The following is a 15,616-nucleotide window of genomic DNA, read 5'->3' as shown; positions in this document are numbered from 1 at the left end:
TTGATACGCAGGGAAGCACGGATGAACTCAGCTTTCCTTTGATATGTCATTGACACATTCATAGAGCCCGCGGCTCTGACCATAGTGATAGGTCCAGAGAATCTCCTCGATCCGCTCAAAGCGGTAGGGCATTTTGAACTCTCCTAAGGTGACCAGAGGTTCGACGAAATGATGCTCTGTCTGCGGATCGCGCTGATTTGCAACGTGCAGAGCCTTATCCCCGGAGAGATCCCGATAGCCAACGGCAATCGGCACCACCCAGCCCTGCGCGAGGTTCTTTCTATACATCCACTTTTCAATCTTGCCGGTTGTTTCATCTAAAACAGGCTCAGCGTGGAGAGAAACCGCCGTCAGCAGTTTGTCGAGATCATCGCCTTCTAAAGCTTCAAAAAGATCCTTTCGCTCAACAAGGACAAAGCCCGGCATGAGACGCCGCATAAACTTCCTCTCCTCTGCACTGCCCTCCAGATGCTTCATCTGTATCTGCTTCTTCTCTGGCAAGGATACAATATCACCGCCGGCCAGCTTCTGCCTCGCCAAAAGGGAAAGCATCCGTTCTTTCAGATCATCCGACTGTTCTGCTTCTATCCCTTCTGTCCTCAAGATAAAGGATACCCTTATGTCGCAGCGAGCTTCAGCGATAAAAGGCGGACGTTCATAGGCTCCTGTTTTTTTACTCTTTTTTAGTGGATTGGCCGTCATAGCCAAATTGATCGGCGCAAATTTATTTTTTTGATACTGCTGCAGATGAAAGTGCTCACAGGCAACGGCCACGCCGGTAATTCGCAAGGCTGGACAGTCTTTCCGCCTCAACTCACGCTCCATCCTGTGAAACGCGCCGAGCCAGGCTGTCATAGCGGGAAAGCCGACCGTATAGGTGCTGCTCATGGCATTGGCGTTATGGACGACGATATGCGGGAGCAGGATATATTGTCTGCTCATCAGATCATTCCCCTTTCTCCTGCGTTGTCTGCGAGATCGTCCCGCAATGCCGACAAGGCATTTTTACGCAGATTTTTCCATACTTCATCGTCGAGTACCACAGCCTTGTCCTGACACTTGCGGCGATAGGCCCGCAACAGCCAGCTGGCGATCTGTCCGGCAATGATATCTTCCCAGCCGCCCTGCTGCCGCTCCTCTTCATAGGCCTGGTCGAGCCAAATTTTCTGTTCTTTCGGAAGCTGATTCTCTGCTGCTCCAGTCCAGCCTCCCGGCAGTTGCTGAAGTGCCATAGCCTGCCAGATGACCGCATCGATCAGCTCATCCTCCCGTCGGCGCAATGTCAGACGAATATCTTTATTGTTCCGATCCACTAAGAGCAGGTCGTGTACCGCAAAAATATGATCGGAGAACGACGAATCATAGTATAGATCCCGAAGCGTTTCCTGAAAGAAATCCCGATGGGGTTTTCTGACCGCATCCGAGCTCAACTGGGGAGGCAGAGAAAGCAAGGCAGAAAATGTTCCATGCAGTAAGTTGTTGAGCCGGGAAATGTTTTGCGGCTTTGTACCGCCGACACTATATTCCACTCGTTCCGCCACAAAGTCATATGGGCGGCCGTAATTTTCTGATTTGCTGTCCTTGGTCTCCCGCGCTGCGGTGTCCTCCTGCCTGATCCGCTTTTGCAGCTCCGCCGTCAGACTGGACGGCGGCAGCACGGAAAGCAGATGATACTGTCCTTCCCCATCAACAGGGAAATAAACCTGCTTCAGCCGATTATCGGTTGCCTCCGGAACATGATGCTCAGGTATCTGAAGCAGTTTTTCCCGTATCTCATCATAGTCAACAGCAAGCGCCGAAAAATCGTCTTTTAGGTTTGGATTGTCTTCCTGAAGATTCTCATATACAGTCTTGCCATTTTCCAGTACGAGAGATGCCAGATCCGCCGTACTCAGATAATTTGCCCCAGTTGCTACGTCTTTTTCCATGCAGGTGCCGGCGGAGGAAACAACCCCCGTCACACGCACTAATGGGGTACCCGCACTAAAAGACACTTTTGTGTCAATGCTCGGATGAGTAAAGCGACCGATATGTGTCGCAAAAAGGCACTTATCAGCATTTTGGGCCGTTGCCTGCAGCCATTCCTCCTTTGTTTTTTTCTTCTTGTCTGCCTTTTCCTGCAAAAAATCCAGAAATATACTCATGCATCTTTCCTCCTTTACATCTCAGGCCTGTCCTGATAAAGGCCAAACTGATCGGAATAGCGGCAAATCCGGGAACTGTTCTCCCAATACGCCGGATAGGCGATGACACCATATTTCCGTGCAGCCCGCTTCAGATCTTCCTCGGTGAGTTCCTCTGCCATCTCCTGCTCGACCAGCGCACGGAGGCTCTTTTCATAGCTGCGCGCCAGCCAGAAACGGTCGGAAGGCGGGTCTTCCTCCTGCTGGATGCGATAGATTTTTTCTATTTCCTGATCGGGATTTCCCCGCTCTCCCTTTTGGTAAAAAACAATCCTCTTGTTGTTGAGCCTCAGATAAAGCTCTAAATCCTCCTCCCCCTTGCGGAAGGGATGCAGCCGCTGCGGTAGACCTGTCATCCACCAGTCTTCCTGCTGCCAACCATGAAGGCAAGCCGGGCCGAGCTCCGTCAGATTACGAAAATCAGCCATAACCTGCTGCTCAAGGTCGATGAGACTGTCTTTGGGATGCAGTGGCTCACGTTTCCAAATGCGCGGAACCGCATCGATTCCGGATGCCAGTGCTTCCGTATCTACGAGTGCGGCGAGATCATGCGTATGCAGCAAATAATCTCCCTCCTCATAGCCCGGTCGGGCAAAGGAGTTTTTCTGCGAATTTTCAATTCCTTTTAAATTATATCTCATAATGGCGACATTGGGAAGACGAATCGCTGCAGAAATCTGCCGATGACGCAAAACACGCCCGGAAAGCTGGATAAAGGACCTGTAGGAGGAAGGCTCGACGACCGCCCAGTCGAAATCATGGTCACGGCCAAGTTCCTCGACCGGCGAGGCAATCACCAAAAAGATGAGTTCCTTTTCTTTCGCCTGATCGATGCAGTGCCGCATCATAGGGTCTTTGACCTCGTACTCAGTCGCCGCCTTTTCCTTCCGCTTCAGTACCCGGTCCAGATAGGCTTCCTGCTCGTGGCGCAGGAGCAGAACCTGCCGACTGTGATAGACCATGAAGCGTGGTGCAATATCTTTGGGAAAAGGTGTCTGGAGCAGATATTTACCAAGCGCCGCACATGGCGTGATATTTGCCAGCCGCACCATACCAATGGAGATTTTTTTGCCCGTTTCTTTATCCTTCCAACCGTGCTGTTCATGCAGGGAGAGGATTGCCCCTTTGATAGCAGCAAAATAAGCCTCCTGCTTTTCTTTTCCGCTCTCCTTTTTGGCGGCTTCCTCGCAATCAACGAGAACGCCCTTCCTCTTGGCAGGTACTTTTTGGAGATGGCTGATGCGCTTTTTGAGGAATCCCTGCTGAACCATCTCAAAGGTCTGTCCGCTGGCAGACAGCAGGGCATCCTGCGCAGAAAACTCATCGACGAAACCGCAGGCAAGCGACGCGGGCTGCCTGAAAAAGGCCTGCCAACAGGCAAGACCGCTCTGATAGGCAGAAAAGAGTGCCTGCGCCAGATCAGGCGGAATGGTAGCCGAGGAAATCAGCACGTTCCTGCCGAACATTCCCGAAAGATGCACGAGACGCGCAATCGCATACATGTCTGGTACGGCAAAGTCGTCGACCTCATCGATGACGAGGTCAGTAGAAAGCAGGCGGAGCATGGGCAGAAGATAACGCCCGCCGCGCGTACATTCTACCGCCGGCATGAGGTGGTCAATGGTCGATACGAGAACCGGCGCATAGAGGAGCGCGCGCTCTTTTCTGCTGCCAGCAGGAAAGAGCACCTGCAAGAACTCATCCTGTTGTGGGAAGATACCGTTGAGTTCTCCCTGTACCAGGGAATCCTGCGCCTCAGTATGAAGGCTGGGCTCTTCCTGCATTTGTTCTTTCACGTGCAATTCCTTTACCGCCTCAGAGCCAATGAGTACTGCCATCTCATCCGGCTCGAGGTGGACACGCTGGCGATACTCATCGCCGGTCTGTAAAGTGAGGGTGCGCAGTCCGAGGGCCAGACTATATCGCAGGGAATCGCCGTCCTCAGAGATGGCCTGCATGATCTTGGCATTGGCAAAAGTCTTACCGCAGCCAGTACTGGCCATGTTCACGATGAACCAGTGCGGGGCATTGCCACTCTCTTTCTGCTCCTTCTCCCGCAGCAGGGACAGTCTGGCAGCCGCTCTATCTTGCCAGACAAAACGCTTCGGGCTTTTGCGCCGCAGGGCCGTAACATGATGCACGCGCTCAGCCTCCTGCGGCAGGCGCGGAAGAGCGTAGGCACTATGTACGGCCGTGCGGGCAACGCCGATGAGATGCTCATCCAGTTTCTGTTTCTTCTGCCCCTGCCATGTGTTGGCAAAAAGCCGTGTCTGTCCCGTCCATTCTGCTGCCGCCGGCTGCGACGAGCAGGTGTAGTCCCCCAACATGAGGGAAAGCCGCGCATAAATCATCAAGGGGCGCAAGGCGTTCTCCTCGCGGCATTTTTCAAGCGCAGACAGATTTTCCTGCAAACGGCTGCACCACTTGCGAAGCTTCGCATGCCAGAGTTTCGAGTCATCCAGCAGACCATGCGAAAAGGAGACGGCGTCTGCCTCTGTTTTCTTCCGATAGCTCCAGGAGGCATCGAGCAGGGATATGATTGCTTCATCCCCCAATTTTTCTGCACCGCGATAATTTTTGGCTGTTTCCTCATCAAGCGTGGGCAGACGGTGATGCGAAAGGATGAGCCAGCAGATCAGCCGTGCAGCTGGCGGCAGACCCGTCAGCTTTTCCGTATGATGTGCTGTCACACCTGCGATCAGCTCTTCTTCCGGCAGATGCTCCTGCTCCAGGAGTTCCAGCCATCCCTGATCTTCCCCTGTATCAGCAGACATCTGGACAAGTGCGCGGATCAGGCAGCAAGAAAGCCACTCATGCCGATATGGATCCGTGACACTTCTGTCGGTCAATTTTCCCTGAAAGGTGTCGTTGGCTTTCCCCCAGTCATGCAGAAGGCCCGCTACGCCGACGAGTGCCTGCAGCAACGGCATGCGCTCCCATTGGTTTTCCCAGTCGAGATGACGCGGATCCTTTGCCGTCTGATTCACAGGAACGCATCCATCTGCACGGAAGCGACTGCGGTTGCCAACGATCCAGAGAAGCTCGCTCTGATGCCGGGATCGGAGCCAATGACAGGCCACAGCCATATCTTTCGTAGCATGTTGGCGCAAAAGGGATTTCACCTGACGGAGGCCTTCCTCTGTAATCACAGTCCGCCAGACATCCGTGCCAACGCGCTCGGCGAAAGCATCGAGAATCCAGCGCGTGGTCTTAATTGCCTTCTTCGTACTCTGACTGACGATGAGGATCATCATGATGTTCCTTTTCCTCCTTCCATGCCAGGCTTTGCGCTTTGACTTTTTCATACATATAGTCCAAGGCTTTATGCTCGACAAGCTTGTTGAGGCACATCTCCCGAAATTCCTGTCCACTCAGTCCCTCGCTCGCCGCGATAAAGGCAAATGGCAGCACCAGCGTATCTTTCACGAGATCTGCGACATCAAATACCAGCGCGCCGCGCCGCGTCTTGCCATGCATGAGCGCAAAGCCATGCGGGATACCAAGTACCCAGAGGGCCGAAGCCGCCAGACCATAGGCGAGATAATTCCCCTGATCGAGATTCCTATTGGCCTGATCGCCGCCACGCGGATTGCGCACAAAATCCTCTACATCCATAGTTTCCGCTACATAGGCATACAGGGATTTGGCGAAATGCGCCTCATGGGTAAGCAGATGCTGGACATCCTGCGCTCTTTGGATATTATGGCGGTACGTTTCCAAGGCGCTTTCCACCGCCTCGTCCTCTCCGTCGATGCCATTTTCCGCCAGATCGGCATCTCGGTTCCAAACAGTTTCGAGAAAACTACACCGCGCAAGCTGGAACTTTTTCGCCGCGGCAAGCCGCTTGTCCTCCTCCCACCAGCCGGCCAGCCAGCCTTGTACATACTGAGTGGGGCGATATTCATTCTGCGGACTCAGCCACTCGATTTCCGTGCTAGCAAAAAGCGGCGTGCCGCCTCCGCCGCAGAAGCCAATCAAGACTCCCGCGGCGGAAAGCATCCGCACAGCCGCTTGTGTGATTGATGTTCCAGTCCCCAGCAGAATGGTTGTCGTATTCGCAATGGGGATATTGTAATAGCAGTTTTCCTTCTTGCCCTGCGTCAGATATAGGACACGACCGTCTTTCTGCATGACGCGGCATTTCTCGAGATAATATAGATTCGCACGTTTAGAAAAAAGAATATGTTTCAAGTCTGTCGGCGTTAAATATTCCCTTTGTTCCCTAACCATAAACAAAACTCCTTTCTCATCGAACGCACGCATGCTTGCGTGATCTACGTCGCCCAGCCATCAGAAACGATGCTCGTACCCCAGAGAGAACCCGACGCCGTTGTAGCCGGGGTTATGGTCCTTCATACCGTTCGAGGAGTGATGGAACATGTAGGCGAGGCTGACGGCATCGCGAGATGTATAGTGATATGTGAGGCGCGGGCCGATGCGCCAGAGGAAGCCGTAGGCGCGTCCGTCGGCGGGATGGGCGTGATTGTAGAGAAGCAACGAGCCGGTGCCGTCGATGCTGCCTGTGAATTTTCCGCCGAGCGGGCGCTCCCAGCGCAGCTGGACGGCCGGGCCGAGGCCGACGGCCTCGGAGTCGCGGTAGATGCCGTCTTTCGTCGTGCAGCCGACGGCGCGCTCAACAGTCAGCCCGTAGTAGGTCTTGAGGTGATGCACCGTGCGGTTTTGCCAAAAGACGTGGAGGTTGTAGAGGTCGATGTTGCGTTCCTTGAAAAAGCGCCCCTCGAAATAATCCATCTGGATGTCGATGGCACGCGCTCTTCCCTGCGATGCCGCCTGCTCCTTTTCCTGCGACGGCACCTGCTGGGATTCCCCCGCCTCAGCGGCGGCAGGCGCAGTGGACGTCTGCGGTGTTGCGGCCGCTGTTGCACCTGATGCGGCAGTCGTATGATCTGCTGCGCTCACGGGAGCCGCCGCACCTGCCATCCCTGTGGCAAAAAGCATCTCCACTGCCAGGATTCCCGCCATACGCATTGTATTCTTCCTCATAAAGCAAACGCTTCCTTTCCATACTTCTGTGCCAGGTCTAAAGAACCGCTGATGAAATGAAGTACTCCGGATTTACGTGGATGCATTGTATCTCTCTAGGAGACAAACCGCAGGCGTAGCGGCAAAACGCTCCATCGCGTTTTGTGCTGAGGATTGTCAAGGGCGAGAGGACAGTGCAGACGCGTGAAGACGGAGTGCTGAATGAATCAGTGGTTCCCTAAGCCTTGATTTTCATTCCTTCGTGAGGGATCCGTCGTGATCTTTGTTCCCTTCCTGCTGCGCTGCCTCCTCGAGCAGCGGCTTGAGGAATTTCCCCGTGTAGGATGCTGGAACCTTCACGATGTCCTCCGGCCTGCCGGTCGCGACGATGGTGCCGCCGCCGCTGCCGCCCTCGGGGCCGAGGTCGATGATGTAGTCGGCCGTCTTGATAACGTCTAGGTTGTGCTCGATGACGACGACGGTATCGCCGCCGTCGACGAGGCGCTGCAGGATGTCGAGGAGCTTGTGGATGTCGGCGGTGTGCAGTCCCGTCGTCGGCTCATCGAGGATATAGAGCGTGCGCCCGGTCGAGCGGCGCGAGAGCTCGGTCGCGAGCTTGACGCGCTGCGCCTCGCCGCCGGAGAGCGTCGTCGCGCTCTGGCCGAGCTTGATGTAGCCGAGGCCGACGTCCTGGATGACCTGGAGCTTGCGCGCGATGCGCGGCACATTCTTGAAGAACTCGACCGCTTCGTCGATGGTCATGTCGAGGACTTCGGAGATGTTCTTTCCCTTGTAGCGCACCTCGAGGGTCTCGCGGTTGTAGCGCGCGCCCTTGCAGACCTCGCAGGGCACGTAGACGTCCGGCAGGAAGTGCATCTCGATCTTGAGGATGCCATCCCCGCGGCATGCCTCGCAGCGTCCACCCTTGACGTTGAAGCTGAACCGCCCGGCCTTGTAGCCGCGCATCTTCGCTTCGCTCGTCTGGCTGAAGAGGTCGCGGATGGCATCGAATACGCCCGTGTAGGTCGCGGGGTTCGAGCGCGGCGTGCGCCCGATGGGCTGCTGGTCGATGTCGATGATCTTGTCGATGTTCTCGAGCCCCCGGATGGCCTTGTGCTTGCCAGGCTTCCCCTTCGCGTGGTAGAGGCGCGAGGCGATGCCCTTGTAGAGGATCTCATTGACGAGCGTCGATTTGCCGGAGCCTGAGACGCCGGTCACGAGCGTGAGCGTGCCGAGCGGGAATTTCACGCGGAGATTCTTGAGGTTGTTCTCCTGCGCACCGACGACCTCGAGGAATTTCCCGTTGCCGGGCCGCCGCTTCGCGGGCACGGGGATGTAGCGGCGGCGCGAGAGATAGGCGCCCGTAATGGATGCAGGCACCTGCTCGATTTCCTCGGCCGTCCCCTGCGCGACGACGTGGCCGCCCTGCGCGCCCGCGCCCGGGCCGATGTCGATGATGCAGTCCGCCGCGCGCATGGTGTCCTCGTCATGCTCGACGACGATGAGCGTATTGCCGAGGTCGCGCAGTTTCTTGAGCGTCGCGAGCAGGCGGTTGTTGTCGCGCTGATGCAGGCCGATGCTCGGCTCATCGAGCACATAGAGCACGCCCGTGAGCCCCGAGCCGATCTGTGTGGCAAGCCGGATGCGCTGCGCTTCGCCGCCCGAGAGCGTCCCCGCCGCGCGTGAAAGCGTGAGATAGTCGAGCCCGACGTTGAGCAGGAACGTGAGGCGCGCGTGGATTTCCTTCAGGATCTGCGCGGCAATCTTCGCCTCACGCGGCGTAAGTTCCACGCTGCCGAGGAAGGCGTCCGCTTCGCGGATATTCATCTCCGTGACCTCATAGATGTTCTTGCCGCCGACGGTGACGGCGAGCGTCTCCGGGCGCAGGCGCGCACCATGGCAGGCCTTGCAAGGGATCTGCGTCATGTAGTTCTCATACGACTCGCGCATCTCGTCGCTGTCCGTCTCGCGGTAGCGGCGCGAGAGCAGCGGCATCACGCCCTCGAACGGCACATTGTATTCCTTGCGCTCGCCGAACATATTCGTGTAGCCGAACTTGTAGCATGTCTCCCCCGAACCGTAGAGCAGCGCTTTCTGCGTCTTCTTGTCGATGTCCTGCCACGGCGTATCCAGCGTGTAGCCGGCCGCCTTGAGCAGCGAGCTCATGGCGCACATCGCGTAGGAGTGCGGGTTCTTCGAGAGCGGCGCAAAGACGCCCGCCGCGACGGAGAGCGCAGGGTCCGGCAGCACGAGCTCCTCGTCGAACTCCATGTGGCTGCCGAGCCCCATGCAGACAGGGCAGGCACCGTAGGGGTTGTTGAAAGAAAACATGCGCGGCGTGATCTCCGGCAGACTGATGCCGCAATCCACGCAGGCGAAATTCTCGCTGAACATCAAAAGCTCGCCGCCGACGACCTGCACATAGACGACGCCCTCGCCGAGCTTGAGCGCTGTCTCGAGCGAGTCGGCGAGCCGCGTGTCAATGCCCTCACGCACGACGAGGCGGTCCACGACGACCTCGATGGTGTGTTTCTTATTCTTCTCGAGCACGATGTCCTCATTGACATCGTAGATGTCGCCGTCGATGCGCACGCGCACGTAGCCTTCGTGACGGATATGCGCGAGCGTCTTCTTATGCTCGCCCTTCTTCCCGCGCACGACCTGCGCCATGATGAGCAGCTTCGTGCGCTCCGGCAGCGCGAGGATGCGGTCGACCATCTGATCGACCGTCTGCTGCGTGATCGGCTTGCCGCACTTTGGGCAGTGCGGCCGTCCCGCGCGTGCGAAGAGCAGGCGCAGGTAGTCGTAGATCTCCGTCACCGTGCCGACCGTCGAGCGCGGATTGTGACTCGTCGTCTTCTGGTCGATGGAGATGGCCGGCGACAGGCCGTCGATGCTGTCCACATCCGGCTTGTCCATCTGCCCGAGAAACTGCCGCGCGTAGGACGACAGCGACTCCACGTAGCGACGCTGTCCCTCCGCGTAGATCGTATCGAACGCGAGCGAAGATTTCCCCGAGCCGGAAAGCCCCGTGATGACGACGAGCTTGTCGCGCGGGATTTCCACATTGATATTCTTTAGATTATGGGCGCGTGCGCCCTTGATCTTGATACTGTTTTCCATGATAGATTCCTCTCATTTATTCATGCAGAACTCAAGAAATATCATACCATATTTCCCTCTGCGCCGAGAACATTTTTGGCAGATAGGCAGGAGCTATTAATAAACCACCAAAAACGCTGCATAGAGGATGAACGCTCTGATTGCGCCCCTTGCTCATCCTGCGGAACACAAAAGGGCTGCCGCAGCCGACAGCCCTTGGAAAATCGTATGTATTTGGTATTTACTTGCGCGCGTTCTTTGCATTGCGGCCGCGGATCGTGCGGTCGAGAATCGCCTTGCGCAGACGGATGTTCTCCGGCGTCACCTCGACGAGCTCATCGTTGTTGATGTACTCGATGGCCTGCTCGAGGGAGAGGATGCGCGGCGGCGTGAGGCGGATGGCCTCATCCGAGGAGGACGTACGCATGTTCGAGACGTTCTTCTTCTTGCACGGGTTGATGTCGATGTCGTTCTCGCGGGAGTTCTCGCCAACAATCATGCCCTCGTACACCTGCTGGCCCGGGGAGATGAACATCGTGCCGCGATCCTGCAGCGTATAGATGCCATAGCCCGTCGTCTCGCCCTGCTCGAACGCCACGAGCGAGCCGCGCGTGCGGCCCGGGATATCGCCCTTGTACGGCGCATAGCCATGGAACACATGGTTCATGATGCCGTTGCCCTTCGTACTCGTGAGGAGCTCGGAACGGAAGCCGATGAGGCCGCGCGCCGGAATCGTGAACTCGAGACGCATATAGCCCGCCGTCTCCGTCATGTTCGTGAGCTCCGCCTTGCGCGTGCCGAGGCCCTCCATGACAGCGCCCATGTACTCCTGTGGCACCTCGACCGTGAGGTTCTCGATCGGCTCGCAGAGCTGACCGTTGATGGTCTTGTAGACAACCTCCGGCTTGCCGACCTGGAGCTCGTAGCCCTCGCGGCGCATCTCCTCGATGAGGATGGAGAGATGCAGCTCGCCGCGGCCCGAGACCTTGAAGACATCCGGCGAGTCCGTCTCCTCGACCTTCATCGCGACATTCGTCTCGACCTCCTTGAACAGGCGGTCACGCAGATGACGGCTCGTGACGAACTGGCCCTCGCGGCCCGCGAACGGGCTCGTGTTGACACCGAACGTCATCGAGAGCGTCGGCTCGTCGATGCGGATGGCCGGCAGCGCCTCCGGCTGCTCTGCGTCCGCGACCGTATAGCCGATGCTCACATCGCCGAGACCCGTGAGCGCCACGATCTCACCCATCGGCGCTTCCGGCACCTCGACGCGCTGCATGCCCTGATAGACGAAGACCTTGCCGATCTTCGCGCGCGTCTCCTGGTCACCGTTGATGAGCACGACGTTCTGGTTTGGGCGCGCCTTGCCGCGGCTCACGCGGCCGACCGCAACGCGGCCGACATAGTCGTCCGCCTCGAGCGTCGTGACCATCATCTGGAGCGGGCCGTCCGCATCGCCGCGCGGCGCGGGAATCTCCTTGACGATCGTCTCCATGAGCGGCTCGAGGTTGTCGCTCTCGTCCTCCATCTTGTACTTCGCTATGCCGTCGCGCGCCGTCGCGTAGATGACCGGGAAATCGAGCTGATCGTCATCGGCATCGAGCTCCATGAAGAGCTCGAGCACTTCGTCGTAGACATCGTCGACGCGCTGGTTCGGCTTGTCGATCTTGTTGATGACGACGATCGGCTTGAGCTTCTGCTCGAGCGCCTTGCGCAGGACGTACTTCGTCTGCGGCATCGGCCCCTCGAACGCGTCGACGAGCAGCAGCACGCCGTCGACCATGTTGAGCACGCGCTCGACCTCGCCGCCGAAGTCCGCATGGCCCGGGGTATCAACGATGTTGATCTTGATGCCGTTGTACATGATGGACGTATTCTTCGAGAGAATCGTGATGCCTCGCTCGCGCTCGATGTCGCCGGAGTCCATGACGCGCTCCGCCACCTGCTCGTTCGAGCGGAACACATGGCTCTGCTTGAGCATGGCATCGACGAGCGTCGTCTTGCCGTGGTCGACGTGCGCGATGATAGCGATGTTTCTCAGTTTCTCGTTCGTACTCATATCTGTTAAGACCTGCCTCCTAGGAAGGAACCTCATCAGCGGTTCCTTAAAAAAAATGGATACGCACCGGTATCCGAATCTTCCAATCCATGCTTCATCCATACTTCGATGAAGCAACACTATTCATTCTAATCGTGGCAGGTACTCTTGTCAATATTTTTTTGCGCTGCCTTCTTCCTCGCCCGCCGTTCACGGAAGAAGCGCTTCATGATGCCCGCACATTCCTCCGCGAGCACGCCGGCCGTCACCTCCGGATGGTGGTTGAGCGCGGGATGGCCGGGGATATTGAAGAGCGATTCGCAGGCGCCCGCCTTGTAGTCCGTGCCGCCGTACACGACGCGGTCCACGCGGCTCATGACGATGGCGCCCGCACACATCGGACACGGCTCGATGGTCACATAGAGCGTGAGCCCCGAGAGGCGCCAGCGCCCGAGGCGCTCGCAGGCCGCGCGGATCGCGATCATCTCCGCGTGCGCTGTCGCGTCGTGGTCGCGCTCGCGCAGGTTGTGCCCGCGCGCGACGATCTCTCCCGTCTCATCGACGAGCACCGCTCCGATGGGGACTTCGCCGAGCGCATACGCCTGAACCGCCTCCGCGAGCGCCGCGCGCATATAGAACGCATCTTCCTGCTTCATAGATACCTCCTCGTCTCCTTTTCTATATCCACACAGAAAGACCCCGCACGCATGACGTGCGAGGTCTCCCTTTGTCCGATACCGCAGGCACGAAATGTGTCTGCGATACCCTCTATCGCATGCAGCCGAGCTGCACTTTGTGCAAAACGCTTATTTCAGTGCGTCGCCGAGCTTGGAGTTCGTGTTGCGCGCAGCCTGGACGCTCTCGTCGAACTTCGCCTTCTCGTCACCCTCGAGCTTGTACTCGACGATCTTCTCTGCGCCGTCTTTGCCGAGCAGAACCGGCACACCGATGCAGAGGTCTTTCTCGCCATACTCGCCATCGAGGTAGACGCAGCACGGGATGAGCTTCTTAGCATCGAGCGCGATCGCCTCGACCATCGCAGCAGCAGCAGCGCCCGGAGCGTACCAAGCGGAGGTGCCGAGGAGCTTCGTGAGCGTAGCGCCGCCGACCTTCGTCTGAGCAACAGCCTCATCAAGCTGCTCTTTCGTGAGGAGCTCCTTGACAGGGATGCCGCGATACGTTGCAACGCTCGTCAGAGGCACCATCGTCTTGTCGCTGTGGCCGCCGATGACCATGCCGTCGATGTCCGTCGGCGTAGCCGGATAGCCAGCTTTCTGGAGTGCCTTGCTGAGGAAATAACGGAAACGGCTGCTGTCGAGCATGCCGCCCTGGCCGATGACGCGGTTGCGTGGCAGCTTGGAATCCTTCAGCGTGAGGAACGTCATAGCGTCCATCGGGTTCGAGATGATGATGAAGATGGCATTCGGGGAATACTTGAGGGCCTGGTCGACAACGCTCTTGACGATCTTCGCGTTGACGCCGATGAGATCCTCACGGCTCATGCCCGGCTTGCGCGGCATGCCGGACGTGACGACGACAACGTCGGAGCCAGCCGTCGGAGCGTAGCCTTCCTCATCGCCGATTTTCGCCGTGACACCCGTGACCGTCGTGTCGAAGTTCAGCAGATGAGCCGTCTGCATGATGTCCATCGCCTTGCCCTCGGAAACGCCTTCCTTGATATCGACGAGGACGACCTCGCTCGCGAAGTTCTTCTGTGCGAGCACATTCGCGACCGTTGCACCGACATTACCTGCACCAACAACTGTTACCTTCATAATATAAACAGCCTCCTTATGAACTAGACGACGCATCCCTATCGAGAGAACGCTTCATCTCCTTGTCCCAGATACCATCCGCTGCGGGACATACTTAGGACTTGCTACGCCTTGATTATAACAAAAAATAGTCAGAAAATCAACGACAAACAACGCGATTTTCATATTTTATCATTAACCGCAATTATAGTTTACCTATTATTATATTCTCCGTAAATGTCTTTTCACCACTTAGAACGCCCATATATTAAAGGAAAGCAGTGTCTTTTGTACCTCATCATATTTTTACGACATCCGTATCTATTGCAGACAAAATGCAGACAAAAATAAAAATAGGCGGCAAGGATTTCTCCCCGCCGCCTATTCTGCAATCAGAATCGAACCACTATGAAACCCTTATGCCGCTGCCGTCTGCGTCTGCACCGTCTGCAAGATTTGCTTGCCGATGTAGAGTCCGATCTGCACCGCGAACGGAATCACGATGGCGTCGCGAATCTTCGACCATCCCTCTTCGCCTGCTGACTGTTCCCTGACTTTTGCGGAGAACTGCGCCGCGTACTCTTCAATGACTGGCACGCCCGCCTCGAGAAAGTTCGTGAGAAACTGCTGCTTCGTCTCCTCGGCGACATCGAGTGCGCCCTGCTTCATCGCGTCGAGCGCGCCGTCTCTGATATCTGTCCACTTACTCATAATGAATCATCCTTTCTGAAACCTACATTCAGTCTAATTTCATGCTGCTTTTTAGACTACACCCATTCATCAGTCTAATTTCATGCCGCTTTTTAGAATCGTACGATTTTCGCACGAGTCGATTTGCACGTCAAAGCGTCTGCCCGTTTATAAAATCCCTTGATTTTATAACGGTTGCGCATCAAAATTTATAAAATCCCTTGATTTTATAACGTTTTGATGCACATCAAAGCGTCTGCTCGTAGTCTGTCACGCCGCGCGCGATTGCCCGCGCAAACTCATCCGTCTTACCCGTCAAGAGCGCCGCGTCCTCATCATTATCGATAAACGCCATCTCGACGAGCACGGCGGGCATATCTGTCTGCCGCAGGACGAGCAGGCCTGGGCGGCTCTTGATGCCACGATCTGTTGTGCCTAGCGCATCGACGATCTGCGATTGAATGCACTGCGCGAGCTGCGCGCCGTTGTTGCCGCTGTCTGCGTCGTAGCATTCGACCTCCGTCCCGCGCGCTACGCAGTTCGCAGCATTGCAATGGATGCTTACGAATACGTCTGCTCCCCAGTTGTTCGCTTCGCCGCAAACGGTATTCCCCTGGCGGTCGGAGTACTCTGACTCCCCCGCAAGGTTGTCACTCTGCAAGATACGGCACTCGCAGCCTGCCGCTTCGAGATAGTCAACGACGAGCGCGCCGACCTCGGCCGCTACATCGCACTCGCGCAGGCCGCTGTTCGGATGGACGGCGCCGGAGTCGTACTTCTGGTCGTGCCCCGGGTTAATAAATACCTTCATTTCACATCTTCCTTTCTCTGATATGGTGACATCTTGTAAACGGATTTTTCCATCT

11 protein-coding genes are annotated in these 15,616 nt (G+C 56.8%); all 11 read right to left on the bottom strand.

The genetic code is table 11. The features are described from left to right. Positions 1 to 27: 27 nt before the first annotated feature. Complete coding sequence (gene csy2 / locus F599_RS0108555) at positions 28 to 942, bottom strand: type I-F CRISPR-associated protein Csy2 (RefSeq protein WP_019543110.1); 915 nt, start codon at positions 940 to 942, stop codon at positions 28 to 30. Then, complete coding sequence (locus tag F599_RS0108550; RefSeq protein ID WP_019543109.1) at positions 942 to 2,144, bottom strand: type I-F CRISPR-associated protein Csy1; 1,203 nt, start codon at positions 2,142 to 2,144, stop codon at positions 942 to 944. The genes csy2 and F599_RS0108550 overlap by 1 nt, the downstream gene beginning before the upstream one ends. Before the next feature lie 14 nt (positions 2,145 to 2,158). Beyond that, positions 2,159 to 5,437 carry a type I-F CRISPR-associated helicase Cas3f gene (gene cas3f / locus F599_RS0108545; protein ID WP_019543108.1) on the bottom strand — a complete coding sequence of 1,093 codons (3,279 nt, stop codon included), beginning with the start codon at positions 5,435 to 5,437 and terminating at the stop codon, positions 2,159 to 2,161. Beyond that, positions 5,394 to 6,413 carry a type I-F CRISPR-associated endonuclease Cas1f gene (cas1f, locus tag F599_RS0108540; RefSeq protein WP_019543107.1) on the bottom strand — a complete coding sequence of 340 codons (1,020 nt, stop codon included), beginning with the start codon at positions 6,411 to 6,413 and terminating at the stop codon, positions 5,394 to 5,396. The genes cas3f and cas1f overlap by 44 nt, the downstream gene beginning before the upstream one ends. A gap of 60 nt (positions 6,414 to 6,473) precedes the next feature. Next, positions 6,474 to 7,187: an acyloxyacyl hydrolase gene (locus F599_RS0108535; protein ID WP_156021979.1), complete on the bottom strand. Its 714-nt coding sequence runs from the start codon at positions 7,185 to 7,187 to the stop codon at positions 6,474 to 6,476. A 231-nt stretch (positions 7,188 to 7,418) separates the two neighbouring features. Next, on the bottom strand, positions 7,419 to 10,289 hold the full coding sequence (uvrA, locus tag F599_RS0108530) for an excinuclease ABC subunit UvrA (RefSeq protein ID WP_019543105.1): 2,871 nt from the start codon (positions 10,287 to 10,289) through the stop codon (positions 7,419 to 7,421). A 220-nt stretch (positions 10,290 to 10,509) separates the two neighbouring features. Next, positions 10,510 to 12,327, bottom strand: coding sequence for a translational GTPase TypA (gene typA, locus F599_RS0108525; protein WP_019543104.1), 1,818 nt, complete (start codon positions 12,325 to 12,327; stop codon positions 10,510 to 10,512). A 128-nt stretch (positions 12,328 to 12,455) separates the two neighbouring features. Next, positions 12,456 to 12,962 carry a tRNA adenosine(34) deaminase TadA gene (tadA, locus tag F599_RS0108520; protein ID WP_019543103.1) on the bottom strand — a complete coding sequence of 169 codons (507 nt, stop codon included), beginning with the start codon at positions 12,960 to 12,962 and terminating at the stop codon, positions 12,456 to 12,458. A gap of 150 nt (positions 12,963 to 13,112) precedes the next feature. Further along, a complete protein-coding gene (locus F599_RS0108515) occupies positions 13,113 to 14,081 on the bottom strand; it encodes a malate dehydrogenase (RefSeq protein WP_019543102.1) in 969 nt (322 codons plus the stop codon). 396 nt (positions 14,082 to 14,477) lie between these two features. Continuing rightward, entirely contained in the window at positions 14,478 to 14,771 is a 294-nt protein-coding gene (locus F599_RS0108510) for a hypothetical protein (protein WP_019543101.1), read from the bottom strand. Between the two features lie 226 nt (positions 14,772 to 14,997). Beyond that, positions 14,998 to 15,561: an N-acetylmuramoyl-L-alanine amidase family protein gene (locus F599_RS0108505; protein ID WP_019543100.1), complete on the bottom strand. Its 564-nt coding sequence runs from the start codon at positions 15,559 to 15,561 to the stop codon at positions 14,998 to 15,000. Positions 15,562 to 15,616 lie beyond the last annotated feature (55 nt).

The organism is Selenomonas bovis DSM 23594 (assembly GCF_000381005.1).
GTDB lineage: Bacteria > Bacillota > Negativicutes > Selenomonadales > Selenomonadaceae > Selenomonas_C > Selenomonas_C bovis.
Note: the sequence above shows the minus strand (reverse complement) of the source record. Positions and strands in the feature narration are given on the sequence as shown.

Bases quoted from the DNA above. Each gene is read 5' to 3' on its own strand.
- F599_RS0108505 (WP_019543100.1), bottom strand. From the start codon at position 15,561: ATGAAGGTATTTATTAACCCGGGGCACGACCAGAAGTACGACTCCGGC.
- F599_RS0108510 (WP_019543101.1), bottom strand. From the start codon at position 14,771: ATGAGTAAGTGGACAGATATCAGAGACGGCGCGCTCGACGCGATGAAG.
- uvrA (WP_019543105.1), bottom strand. From the start codon at position 10,289: ATGGAAAACAGTATCAAGATCAAGGGCGCACGCGCCCATAATCTAAAG.
- F599_RS0108550 (WP_019543109.1), bottom strand. From the start codon at position 2,144: ATGAGTATATTTCTGGATTTTTTGCAGGAAAAGGCAGACAAGAAGAAA.
- tadA (WP_019543103.1), bottom strand. From the start codon at position 12,962: ATGAAGCAGGAAGATGCGTTCTATATGCGCGCGGCGCTCGCGGAGGCG.
- cas1f (WP_019543107.1), bottom strand. From the start codon at position 6,413: ATGGTTAGGGAACAAAGGGAATATTTAACGCCGACAGACTTGAAACAT.
- csy2 (WP_019543110.1), bottom strand. From the start codon at position 942: ATGAGCAGACAATATATCCTGCTCCCGCATATCGTCGTCCATAACGCC.
- cas3f (WP_019543108.1), bottom strand. From the start codon at position 5,437: ATGATGATCCTCATCGTCAGTCAGAGTACGAAGAAGGCAATTAAGACC.
- F599_RS0108515 (WP_019543102.1), bottom strand. From the start codon at position 14,081: ATGAAGGTAACAGTTGTTGGTGCAGGTAATGTCGGTGCAACGGTCGCG.
- F599_RS0108535 (WP_156021979.1), bottom strand. From the start codon at position 7,187: ATGAGGAAGAATACAATGCGTATGGCGGGAATCCTGGCAGTGGAGATG.
- typA (WP_019543104.1), bottom strand. From the start codon at position 12,327: ATGAGTACGAACGAGAAACTGAGAAACATCGCTATCATCGCGCACGTC.